Source organism: Bacteroides uniformis (genome assembly GCF_025147485.1).
GTDB lineage: Bacteria > Bacteroidota > Bacteroidia > Bacteroidales > Bacteroidaceae > Bacteroides > Bacteroides uniformis.
The window spans coordinates 598242-610103 of the sequence record NZ_CP102263.1; the positions used below are offsets into that span (position 1 = coordinate 598242).

The following is an 11862-nucleotide window of genomic DNA, read 5'->3' on the forward strand; positions in this document are numbered from 1 at the left end:
TGGAGTCAGATGTTTATCAGAACCAGGACTCATCTGCCGCGGAGTCTTCGGACAACACGGGTTCAACGGTACCTCCCACGGCATCCACTCCCAGGGAGTCTGCCTTCAAGGCGCCTCCATCTCCCACCATCAGCGTCAGCACTGCGCCGGTGGGCACTTTCTCGCCGATGGAAAGCTGACGCCCCTTATACTTCACGCCATACACCCAGTCCTTCTCACCCGGAATATACTGTATCTCGGCCAGCTTGAAGCCCGAAGCCAGAATACGCGCTTCCGCCTGCCGCAGCGAACTGTTGTCCGCCACATCGGGCACTATGTGCAGAGGGACTTCAATCGTATTGATTGTAAGATAGATGGTACGTCCTTCCTTTACCTTTTGTCCGGCTGCCGGATTATATTCGAGGATGCAGCCGGCAGGAAGAGTCTTGACATAACTGGAATCCGAAACGATGCAGACCAAGCCGCGGTTACGGAACATTTTCTCGGCTTCCTCCACTCCCATACCCTTCACATCGGGCACTATCACAGCCTCGCCGTGGCGGGTATATATATCCAGTCCTTTCAGCACTCCGAACAGCAATCCCACTACCACAACGGCCATCGCAAGGATGTTCGCCCAGAAGAACCGGTTCTGCCGGAAAGAGAAAAAATCTTTTATTGTCATAATCGATAATGCATTATTTGGGACAAAGATACAATTTTCACCACATAGTACACGGAGTTGGCAATAGTTTTTTCCGGAGAACCGGGCACAATACATAAGAAAAGCTGCAAAAGACCAGAATCAGTCTTTTGCAGCTCCCTTATTTCTTTAATACGAACGAGAACGGCCTATTATGCCTTTACTCCGTTGTATTCGTCAGAAACAGTCAGTTTCTTTCTGCCTTTAGCACGACGTGCTGCCAATACTCTGCGGCCGTTTGCTGTAGCCATTCTCTCACGGAAACCGTGTTTGTTCTTTCTCTTTCTGTTCGAGGGTTGAAATGTTCTTTTCATTACTGTATCTTGTTTTATGTTATTATTCTCACGAATTCGGGCTGCAAAAATAGGTACTTTTTTCAAATAAACCAAGAGATAACTCATTTTCTCTCAAAAGTTTTTGTGTTTTTTACCGAATTCCATTACTTTTGCACCCGCAAACCAGCACTAAAGAAGTAAATACCAATATAATAATATTAAAGACTATAAGTATGATTAATGCCCAAGACATTAAAATCGGAACTTGCATCCGCATGGACGGCAAGCTGTATTTCTGCATCGACTTCCTGCATGTAAAGCCGGGAAAAGGTAATACCTTCATGCGTACCAAGCTGAAAGACGTGGTGAACGGCTACGTTCTGGAACGTCGTTTCAACATCGGTGAGAAACTGGAAGACGTGCGTGTAGAACGTCGTCCCCACCAATACCTCTATCATGACGGTGACAACTACCAATTCATGAACCAGGAGACTTTTGACCAAATTCCCATCGCCCACGACCTCATCAACGGTGTTGACTTCTTGCTCGAAGGAATGATAGTAGACGTGGTATCAGACGCTTCCACAGAAACCGTGCTCTATGCCGACGTGCCCATCAAGGTTCAGCAGAAGATTACCTATACGGAACCGGGACTGAAAGGCGACACAGCCACCAACACGCTGAAGCCCGCCACAGTAGAATCCGGCGCCACAGTCCGCGTCCCCTTGTTCATCAACGAAGGCGAGACTATCGAAATCGATACGCGCGACGGTTCTTACGTAAGCCGCGTAAAAGCATAAGCCCTTTTGGAAATCAGGCAAATGCCCTTTTCATATCATCCCCGGTGCTCCACTTGGCATCCGGGGATTTTTCTTTCCATTTATTCATCTACAAAGCTTAAATGATATATCTTTGCGGAGACAACCAAAACATAAAGCCATACCCATGAGATACTCCGTCATCATCCCCGTATACAACCGCCCCGATGAGGTGGATGAACTGCTGCAAAGCCTGACGCAGCAAAGTTTCAAGGATTTTGAAGTGATTGTGGTGGAGGACGGCTCCTCCATCCCCTGCAAGCCGGTCACAGAGAAGTATCAGGAACTATTGGACGTACATTACTATGACAAGCCCAACTCCGGCCCCGGGCAGACCCGTAACTACGGGGTGGAACGAAGCAAGGGCGAATACCTGATAATACTGGATTCGGACTGCATCCTGCCCGAAGGTTATTTCCTTGCTGTGGAAGAAGAGCTGCAGCACGAAGCCGCCGATGCCTTCGGAGGCCCCGACCGCGCGCACGAATCATTCACAAACATACAGAAAGCCATCAACTACTCCATGACCTCCTTCTTCACCACCGGCGGTATCCGTGGGGGGAAGAAGAAGATGGACAAGTTCTATCCGCGTAGCTTCAACATGGGTGTGCGGCAGGAAGTGTACCAAGCCCTGGGCGGATTCTCGCGGATGCGCTTCGGGGAGGACATCGACTTCAGCATCCGAATCTTCAAGGGAGGATATACATGCCGGCTGTTCCCCGGTGCCTGGGTATACCACAAGCGACGGACAGACTTCCGAAAATTCTTCAAGCAGGTACACAATTCCGGGATTGCCCGCATCAATCTGTACAAGAAGTATCCGGAATCTCTGAAGCTCGTCCACCTGCTGCCGGCTGCATTTACCCTGGGAGTGGCCATATTCCTGCTGGGAACGCCCTTCTGCCCGTACAGCCTGCTGCCCATCGCTCTTTATGCGCTTCTGGTATGCATGGACTCCACTATCCGGAACCGTAGCCTCAGCATCGGGCTCTACTCCGTCGCCGCCGCCTTCATCCAGCTCATCGGATACGGGACGGGGTTCCTGCGCGCCTGGTGGAACCGCTGCATACTTGGCAAGGACGAGTTCGAGGCGTTCAAAAAGAACTTTTACAAATAAGGAGGATTAGGGGTTAAGGATTAGGGATGATATGGAGAAACTGAATATCAACCAGTGGGCTGCAGAGGACCGCCCGCGGGAAAAGATGATGCAGAAAGGGGCGGAAGCCTTGAGCGATGCCGAACTGCTAGCCATCCTCATCGGCTCCGGCAATACGGAAGAAACCGCCGTGACACTGATGCAGCGCATACTCGCCGCCTGCGGCAACGACCTCAACCGCCTGGGCAAATGGGAGGTGCGGGACTTCTCCCGATTCAAAGGCATGGGCCCCGCCAAAAGCATCACCGTCATGGCATCCCTGGAACTGGGCAAACGCCGCAAGCTGCAGGAACGCTCCGGACGTACCGCCATCCGCTCTTCCGCCGACATCTACGAGCTGTTCCATCCCCTGCTCTGCGACCTTGCCACAGAAGAATTCTGGGTACTGCTTATGAACCACGCCGCCAAAGTGATAGACAAGGTACGCATCAGCCGCGGCGGCATCGACCAGACTACCGCCGACGTGCGCAGCATCCTGCGCGAAGCCCTGCTGCAACGCGCCACACAGATAGCCCTTATCCACAACCATCCCTCCGGCAACCCGCACCCCAGTAACGACGACCAGCGGCTGACGGAACTCGTGAGGAAAGCCGCCCAAACCATGAACATACACCTGACCGACCACGTCATCGTCACGGACGGAAGCCATTACAGCTTCAACGACGAAGGATTGCTATAAATAATCCAAGTTACGGACATACTATACGAAAGACAAAAGCGGTCATAACACTAACTATCAGCACATTGTATTTACCTGCTATTTACCAGCCAATGTAAAAGCCGTTACCGCGGTATGTAAAAGCCGTTACCCTATATTGTAACGCTCTTTACCCCATATTGTAAAGACCTTTACCGCCTATTGTAAAAGGAGTTTCCCCAGGGGTAAAGGGAGTTCCCCCAGCGGGTGAAGCGTGTTTCCCCACCGTCAAACTGTCTTTTCCTGATTTAGCTAGACGCTTTTTCTTTTTATAACCGATATCAGTAGACGGTTCTTGGAATGTTGTACTGGTTCAGTAGTCACTTCTTCCCAAGCCCTGCTGATATAGTAGACACAGCAAAGTGAGTTGTCCTGATTCTGTTGACAGTCATCCTGCTGCATTTGCAGAGCCCGTGCTTGCTTGTCCGGCAAGACTGGGTGCCCCTAAAAGAGGCATTCTGTCTTTGTCAGGTGCGCTGTCCTGCGCCTTCGCCCGGACTTGCTGTCCGGCTTTGCAAAGATATTGCATCCTTCTTTTTATTGCTACTTGTGGAAGGATATTTTTTCTTCTTCCACATTTTCTTCTGTATTCCCTTCTCCAGATGCGCCACAGCAGGTATTTTATACCCGATACTCATATGCGGTCTGCGATGGTTATAGAAATGTATGTAGCGAGCTATGACATTTCTTGCATGCCCGATTTCGTTGAACCGGCCTCGAGGATGGCTGCTTTCCGCCTTAATAATCCCGTTGATACGTTCCGCAACGGCATTGTCGGTGGGTTTGTAGTCTTCCGTCATACTGATGGCAATGCCATGTTTCTGAAGAAGTGCCACGTATGGGTCGCAACAGTATTGTACGCCACGGTCCGAGTGATGTATCAGGCCCGTAAGATTTTCATCTCCTGTCATTTCAACAGCCTGCTCTATAGCCTGTTGCAATGCATTGATGGTTGCCGATACCCGTAAGGTGTCGGCAAGCACCCATCCCACTATCTTATGGGAGTAGGCATCCGTAATCAGATGCAGATAACAGACTTCACCATTGGCAAGTGGTATATAAGTAATGTCGCTGACCCACAACTGGTTGGCTGAAGTCAAGGTCAGTCCTTTGATTAGGTTCTTCCACTTGTGGTAGCGATGGTTGGAGTTCGTCGTATGCCGGGTCTTGCGGGCAGGAAGCATCAAGCGGTGTTGCCGGAGCAATGCATAAAAGCTGTCCCGCCCAGGCATGAACCCGGCTCCAAAAAGCACGGTGAGCATAATCCACAGTTTGTAACAGCCTATACCCGGATCTTCGATACGGATATCACGGACAGCATCCAGCATGAGACGTTCCCTATGTATCTGACTCTCAATGTCAGCCTTTGACTGGTAGTAGGCTTGACGACAATGGCCAAACAGACGGCAGGCCAACGCAACTTTCAGGTTGCGCTGACTGACCAGTTCCGTTACGATTTGGCCCCAGATTTTTTTCTGATAGGGATGTTGAAGAGTTCTTCAGCACGCGTAATCATCAACTCACGGGCTTCTGTTTCCAGCTTGGAGAAAGACAGAGCTTTCTCCAGCTCTTTAATGCGCTTTTTTAATTGGGTATTTTCATCTTTGTAGGCTTCCTTGCTGCGATTGGACATATCTGGTGATTCTTGTTCAGAAGGCAAAGATAGCTCTTCTGCTAAATTTGAATACTTTTTAATCCAACTATTTAGCAAGGCAGGGCAACAAATGCCATGTGCCCGGCAAAAGGCATGCTTACTCATACCTGATTGGTAGTAAGAGTGAAGAAAAAACAGTTTTTCATCTTCACGATAAAGCTTTCGTTTTGAAGTCATAATAGTAACACATTTATTAGTTTGTAAATGTGTCTACCTATATCAGGATAAGACATGAAGCATGTTCACCCACCGTCAAACCCTCCCCGAAGTAATGAAAAGGAGGGCGTTCCTTTGCATTTTCAATTAAATTCCATAGCTTTGTTCTTTGAAAACCTATATATAAAACCCTACGAATATGACCAAATTTGAAATAGAAGAGAAAATAGTCTCCATGCTCAAGACCGTATTCGACCCGGAAATACCGGTAAATGTATACGACCTGGGACTGATTTACAAAATAGACGTCTCCGACCAGGGAGAAGCCTCCATCGACATGACGCTGACTGCCCCCAACTGTCCGGCAGCCGACTTCATCATGGAAGATGTGCGCCAGAAGGTGGAATCCATCGACGGCGTAACCTCCGCCACCATCAATCTCGTCTTCGAACCCGAGTGGGACAAGGACATGATGAGCGAAGAAGCGAAACTGGAGCTGGGATTCCTTTAAATCAGTTGAAAGTTCAAAGTTGAAAATGGAAAGTTGAAAATGAAGAATGTATATTTCCTCTCGGATGCTCACCTGGGCTCACGAGCCATCGAACACGGACGAACCCAAGAACGGAGGCTGGTCAACTTCTTGGACAGCATCAAGCACAAGGCATCGGCCGTATACCTGCTGGGAGACATGTTCGACTTCTGGTACGAATTCCGTACCGTAGTGCCCAAAGGATACACCCGCTTTCTGGGCAAGCTGTCCGAACTGACCGACCTGGGAGTAGAAGTCCACTTTTTCACGGGAAACCATGACCTTTGGTGCGGCGACTATCTGACCAAGGAGTGCGGCGTCATGATACACCGCGAACCGCTGACCACCGAAATCTTCGGAAAAGAGTTCTACCTTGCCCACGGTGACGGGCTAGGCGACCCGGACAAGAAGTTCAAGATGCTGCGCGCCATGTTCCGCAGCCGTACCCTACAGACGCTGTTCTCTGCCCTGCACCCCCGCTGGAGCATGGAGCTGGGACTGAACTGGGCCAAGCACAGCCGCTTGAAACGCATAGACGGGAAAGAACCCGCATACATGGGAGAAAACAACGAATACCTGGTGCTCTACACCAAGGAATACCTGAAAAGCCATCCCAACATCAACTACTTCATCTACGGTCACCGCCACATCGAACTGGACCTGATGCTGAGCAGTACTGCCCGCATCCTCATCCTCGGCGACTGGATAAACTACTTCTCGTACGCCGTCTTTGACGGCGAGAACCTCTTCCTTGAGAATTTTGTGGAGGGAGAGACGAAGCTATAACCCGCATTTCCAAACTGTTAACCATCATACCATTACCACCCATGAAACCTTTAAGACTGAAAAACATGATTGCCGGATGCCTGCTCGCAGCAGGAGCATTGCCGGTATGGGGACAATCCGGCGCCCCGACACTTGTCATCCGCATTGACGATCTCGGTGCCCTGCATTCCGTCAACGAAGCCTGCATCCAGACCTACCGCTCGGGTATTGCCCGCAGCGTGGAAGTGATGCCCGTAGCAGCCTGGTATCCGGAAGCCATCAAGATGCTGAAAGAAAATCCGGGACTGGACGTCGGCCTGCACCTCGTCATCACCAGCGAGTGGGAGAACGTGAAGTGGCGTCCGCTGACCCACTGCCCCAGCCTGACGGACGAGAACGGCTATTTCTACCCGATGATGTTCCCTAACCCCGCCTATCCGGGACAGTCCATCATGGAGCAGAAATGGGACATCAAGGAGATAGAGCAGGAGTTCCGCGCACAGATAGAGACGACGCTGAAAAGCATTCCGCAACTCAGCCATCTGTCCGGACACATGCTCTCCACCGGTTTCAGCAAAGAAGTGAACGAGCTGGTGCAACGGCTCGCCAAAGAATACAACCTGCCGTCCATCGACCGCATGGACTCCTCCAAGGACTACCGGTTTACCTACATCGGGTACGACGGCCCCAAAAGAACCGCCGAAGAAAAGGAGGCCAGCTTCATCAAAGCATTGGAGAAGTTGCAGCCGGACCAGCGCTACCTTTTCTTAGACCACCCGGCACTGGACAACGATGAAATGAAAACCGTCTTCCACATCGGATATGAGGACGTGGCGCTGGACCGCCAGGGAGTGACCGACCTGCTGACAAGCCCCCGCGTCCGGAAAGCCATTGAAGACAAAGACATAAAGCTGATTTCCATCAACCAACTGACCAAGGGCCTGCCCCGCGCCGCCGCTACTCCGAAGCTGGACAAGGCCATGAACAGATATCTGGATGCCGTAAAGAAAGCCGGACAAGACCTGCACAGTATCATGATTGTGCAACACGGCAATGTCATTGCCGAAGAATGGATGGGCGAAGGGAAAGAGGATGAGCCTCACATCCTGAACTCCGTCAGCAAGACATTCACCGCCACCGCCGTGGGACTTGCCGCCTCCGAAGGCAGGCTGAAGCTGACGGACAAGGTCATCTCCTTCTTCCCCGACAAGCTTCCGGCAACCGTCAGCGAAAATCTGGCAGCCATGACCGTACGCGACCTGCTGACCATGAACTGCGGGCACGACACCGACCCCACCGGAACGGTACGCAAAAAGGCGGACGCCGATTGGGTGCAGGAGTTCCTTGCCTTCCCCGTGGAGCACAAGCCCGGTACCTTCTACACCTACAACAGCCTGGGAACCTACATGCTCTCAGCCATCGTACAGAAAGTGACGGGCGAGAAAGTGGTGGATTATCTCTATCCCCGTCTGTTCCGCCCACTTGGCATCGTCAACGCCCGGTGGCAGGAAAGCCCGCAAGGCGTCAATACCGGAGGCTGGGGGTTGTACCTCAAAACGGAAGACCTTGCCAAGATGGGACAACTGTTCCTGCAGAAAGGAAACTGGAACGGACAGCAGATTCTGCCCGAAGAATGGGTAAAGGAGGCATCTGCCTGCCAAGTGCCCTCACTGCCCGCCGGCATGAAACCGGAGATGCTGAAGAAAGCGAAGATGAGCGCCAAGACAAGCGACTGGCTGCAGGGCTACGGCTACCAGATGTGGCGCTGCCGCCACAACGCCTACCGTGCCGATGGTGCCAACGGACAATACATACTGGTGTTGCCGGACAAGGATGCTGTCATTGCCGTCACCGCCAACATCCCCGACATGCAGGCAGAGCTGAATCTAATATGGAAGTACCTGCTGCCCGCGCTATAAAACGTTTATTCTTATAAATGATTACGAAAAAGTGAAGGTTACCGGAACTTTTTCCCGGCATGGTTGTAGTAACATCATAACATTAAAAACATTAGCGTCATGGATGATATGATTTACAGAAACGACCCGATTGCCGAAGAGAACATAGACCCGCACGGACGTCCGGCAACGGATGAATTCGAGGAATGGAGCGAAGAGGTCTCCGAACGGACAGATACCGGATACAAGGACCAGAAAGTAAAATCCGCCAAGGAACGGGAGAAACGTATCCGGGAGATGGATGAAATTATAAAGAAGGACCTTAAGGAATAAATAGACAGCCACCACAGATAGCACAGATTCTCACAGATTAGTCTCTTATACTTGATATCAGAGCTTCCAATCTGTGAGAATCCGTGTAATCTGTGGTGACTGTCTATTATTTGTATCCGCCAGCCTTGGCTATGCGTTTCGGGATTTCCGTGTTGTCCATCTTACCCACGAACAGCTTGGAGCCTGCACCTACTGCGAATACCGGCACATATCCGGCTGTATGGCCACCGCTGGTCCAGCCTACCATGGCAATCTGGCTCATTACCTTCTTGGCGGCAACGGCCAGGGGCTCAGTCTTGGCATAAAGACTTTCCTCAAACACTACATGCTTGTTCACAAATGATTCTTCGTAAGCATCACGCAGCATCTTCTCCTGCTCCCAGCTCACCGGCAGCTCTTTCCAGAAACCCATCTTTTCTGCCAGGAATTCCTTCATTTCCGGCCAGTTGATAACCTTGCGCATCTTGCGTAAATCCGTGATGGAACGTGAAAGGATATCCTGAGACTGCTTCTGCTTGGCAAGGGCTTTCAGTTGAAGCTCGTACTTACCGGTACCCAGCCCCAGACCGCCGGTTTCATGGTCGGCAGTTACCACAATCAGCGTTTCTTTGGGATGCTTCTTATAGAACTCGTAAGCCACCTTGATGGCGTTGTCCATATCCACCACTTCCTCAAAGACTGTGGCGGGGTCGTTTCCGTGGCAGGCCCAGTCAATCTTTCCACCTTCAACCATCAGGAAGAAACCCTTGTTACTGCCTTTGGTCAGGAAAGAGATGGCACTCTCGGTAATTTCGGCCAGTGTCAGGTCGCCTTCCTGGCGGTCGATGGCATAGGGCAGACAAGAAGGCTCTGCCCCTTCTTTCTGGATAAGAATCATCTTGTCCGCCTGGGCAGACTTCGACTTGTATTCGTCAAGGCCTCTTGCAACGGTATAGCCGGCTTCTTCAAAGATAGGGAAGATGCTCGGAGCCTCTTTCTTGTCGGCAGTAGTAGTCGGTTTCAAGAAACCACCGCCTGCATAGAAGTCGAAACCGGCTTTCGGCAGGTCGAGGGCTATCTCGTAATACATACCACGGTCCGGCTGGTGGGCATAGAATGCAGCGGGAGTAGCATGGTCTACACTGACGCTGGTAGTTACCCCAACTTTCTTACCGGACTTTTTGGCTCTCTCGGCCACACTCTGAAGCACACTCTTGTTATCGTCCATACCAATGGCGCCGTTATAGGTCTTTGCACCGGTAGCCAGGGCTGTTCCGGCAGCAGAAGAGTCAGTCACCGAGTTGGTGGCAGAAAAGGTAGTTGCCATGCTGGCAACCGGGAAAGAAGTGAACAGCAAAGGCTTTACACCGATGCGCCCTTCTTGTTCGGCCAGATACATCTCCGTACCGTTCACCTGGTTCACACCCATTCCATCACCGATGAAATAAAACACGTACTTCGCCTGCTGGGCATAGGCCATGCCGCTGGTCAGCAGTACAAAGAACAACACATACATTAATCGTTTCATAAGCAGTTCTTATTTAAAGTTATTCGGAAAATTGCCTTTATTGTTTTTAACCGAGTAACAAAGATAAGGATTTTAAAGGATTCGGAAAACATTTCGCCCCTACAAATACATTACATATTTGCAGGGGCGAAACCACATCCGGACTCCGGGAAGCCGGAACCGGGAAATATTACAGCGATATTACTTCTTCAGAATATCCATCGTGTCCGAAGCAATCATCAGTTCCTCGTCAGTGGGGATTACCACCACCTTCACCTGAGAATCTTCGGTAGAGATAACCATTTCTTCACCGCGTACTTTGTTCTTCTCGGCATCCAGCTTTATGCCCATGAATTCCAGGCCTTCACATGCACCCCAGCGGGCACTTGCCTGATTCTCGCCGACACCACCGGTAAATACCACGATATCCACACCACCCAAAGCAGCGGCATAGGCACCGATATATTTCTTGATGCGGTAGAAGTACATTTCTTCAGCCAGAACAGCCTTCGGATTACCGGCAGCTACGGCATTTTCCAGGTCGCGCATGTCACTGGATTCACCGAAGATACCCAGCACACCGCTCTTCTTGTTCAGCAGGTTGGAGATGCCGTTGGCATCCAGACCCTCTTTCTCCATGATGAAAGAAACGGCACCGGCATCAATATCACCGCTACGGGTACCCATCATCAAACCTTCCAGCGGGGTCAAGCCCATGCTGGTGTCTACACACTTACCGTCCTTGATGGCAGTAATGGAACCACCGTTGCCAATGTGGCAAGTGATGATTTTCTTTCCTTCCGGCTCTACACCCAGAAACTCGCAGACGCGCTGCGATACGTAGCGGTGTGAGGTTCCGTGGAAACCATAACGGCGTACGCCGTACTTTTCATAAAGTTCGTAAGGCACGGCATACAGATAGGCATGCTTCGGCATGGTCTGGTGGAAAGCCGTATCGAACACACCAATCTGCGGAACATTAGGCAGAATGGCAGATATTGCATTTACACCCTTCAGGTTAGCAGGATTGTGGAGCGGAGCCAGGTCGTTGCAGGCAGTGAAGGCGGCAAGCACTTCCGGCGTCAGCCGTACAGACTCGCTGAACTTTTCGCCCCCATGCACCATACGGTGACCTACGGCATTGATTTCGTCCAAAGACTTGATGGCTCCATATTCAGGGCTTGTCAAGGTGTTCAGGATAAATTCCACACCTACGGTATGCTCTGGAATGTCCTTCTCAAGAACTTTCTTCTCGCCACTGGGCAAGGTGAACTTCAGGAAAGAGTCCTTCAAACCAATTTTTTCGATACCACCCTGGGCGATAACTTCTTTCCGGTCCATATTAAACAATTTGTATTTGATGGACGAGCTACCGCAGTTCAATACTAAGATTTTCATACTATATATCAGATT

Annotated in this window: 13 protein-coding genes; 7 read left to right on the top strand and 6 right to left on the bottom strand. The window is 50.8% G+C overall.

The features are described from left to right. Nucleotides 1-16 precede the first annotated feature (16 nt). Both NQ510_RS02420 and rpmH read right to left on the bottom strand, forming a co-directional pair. Nucleotides 17-664 (bottom strand): PASTA domain-containing protein, encoded by a 648-nt coding sequence (locus NQ510_RS02420; protein WP_005825170.1) that lies wholly within the window; start codon nucleotides 662-664, stop codon nucleotides 17-19. Nucleotides 665-834: 170 nt separating this feature from the next. After that, on the bottom strand, nucleotides 835-996 hold the full coding sequence (gene rpmH, locus NQ510_RS02425; protein WP_004292199.1) for a 50S ribosomal protein L34: 162 nt from the start codon (nucleotides 994-996) through the stop codon (nucleotides 835-837). A 194-nt stretch (nucleotides 997-1190) separates the two neighbouring features. Here rpmH and efp point away from each other — a divergent pair, with 194 nt between their 5' ends. The 3 genes from efp to radC all read left to right on the top strand — a co-directional run bounded on the left by efp (nucleotide 1191) and on the right by radC (nucleotide 3610). Next, nucleotides 1191-1757, top strand: a complete 567-nt coding sequence (gene efp, locus NQ510_RS02430; protein ID WP_005825176.1) for an elongation factor P — start codon at nucleotides 1191-1193, stop codon at nucleotides 1755-1757. A 145-nt stretch (nucleotides 1758-1902) separates the two neighbouring features. Further along, entirely contained in the window at nucleotides 1903-2892 is a 990-nt protein-coding gene (locus tag NQ510_RS02435; protein ID WP_005825178.1) for a glycosyltransferase, read from the top strand. A gap of 31 nt (nucleotides 2893-2923) precedes the next feature. Further along, nucleotides 2924-3610 carry a RadC family protein gene (gene radC, locus NQ510_RS02440; RefSeq protein WP_005825180.1) on the top strand — a complete coding sequence of 229 codons (687 nt, stop codon included), beginning with the start codon at nucleotides 2924-2926 and terminating at the stop codon, nucleotides 3608-3610. A gap of 485 nt (nucleotides 3611-4095) precedes the next feature. Here radC and NQ510_RS02445 read toward each other — a convergent pair whose 3' ends face one another. Beyond that, nucleotides 4096-5097, bottom strand: coding sequence for an IS3 family transposase (locus NQ510_RS02445; protein ID WP_227212994.1), 1002 nt, complete (start codon nucleotides 5095-5097; stop codon nucleotides 4096-4098). After that, entirely contained in the window at nucleotides 5079-5459 is a 381-nt protein-coding gene (locus NQ510_RS02450) for a transposase (protein ID WP_005828537.1), read from the bottom strand. Before NQ510_RS02450 ends, NQ510_RS02445 begins: the two co-directional genes overlap by 19 nt. Nucleotides 5460-5637: 178 nt before the next feature. Between NQ510_RS02450 and NQ510_RS02455 the strand changes: the two genes are divergently transcribed. The 4 genes from NQ510_RS02455 to NQ510_RS02470 all read left to right on the top strand — a co-directional run bounded on the left by NQ510_RS02455 (nucleotide 5638) and on the right by NQ510_RS02470 (nucleotide 8963). Beyond that, complete coding sequence (locus NQ510_RS02455; protein WP_005824875.1) at nucleotides 5638-5949, top strand: metal-sulfur cluster assembly factor; 312 nt, start codon at nucleotides 5638-5640, stop codon at nucleotides 5947-5949. A gap of 39 nt (nucleotides 5950-5988) precedes the next feature. Continuing rightward, the gene (locus NQ510_RS02460) at nucleotides 5989-6753 is read left to right on the top strand and encodes a UDP-2,3-diacylglucosamine diphosphatase (RefSeq protein ID WP_005824878.1); all 765 of its coding nucleotides are present in this window, start codon (nucleotides 5989-5991) and stop codon (nucleotides 6751-6753) included. Nucleotides 6754-6794: 41 nt separating this feature from the next. Beyond that, nucleotides 6795-8651 (top strand): serine hydrolase, encoded by a 1857-nt coding sequence (locus tag NQ510_RS02465; protein ID WP_005824880.1) that lies wholly within the window; start codon nucleotides 6795-6797, stop codon nucleotides 8649-8651. A gap of 99 nt (nucleotides 8652-8750) precedes the next feature. After that, nucleotides 8751-8963 carry a hypothetical protein gene (locus NQ510_RS02470; protein ID WP_005824882.1) on the top strand — a complete coding sequence of 71 codons (213 nt, stop codon included), beginning with the start codon at nucleotides 8751-8753 and terminating at the stop codon, nucleotides 8961-8963. 106 nt (nucleotides 8964-9069) lie between these two features. On the opposite strand, the gene NQ510_RS02475 is transcribed toward NQ510_RS02470, so the two are convergent. Together NQ510_RS02475 and NQ510_RS02480 are read right to left on the bottom strand one after the other, a co-directional pair. Continuing rightward, nucleotides 9070-10470, bottom strand: a complete 1401-nt coding sequence (locus tag NQ510_RS02475) for an alkaline phosphatase (RefSeq protein WP_005824885.1) — start codon at nucleotides 10468-10470, stop codon at nucleotides 9070-9072. Between the two features lie 180 nt (nucleotides 10471-10650). Further along, nucleotides 10651-11847: an acetate/propionate family kinase gene (locus NQ510_RS02480; RefSeq protein ID WP_005824887.1), complete on the bottom strand. Its 1197-nt coding sequence runs from the start codon at nucleotides 11845-11847 to the stop codon at nucleotides 10651-10653. Nucleotides 11848-11862: the final 15 nt, after the last annotated feature.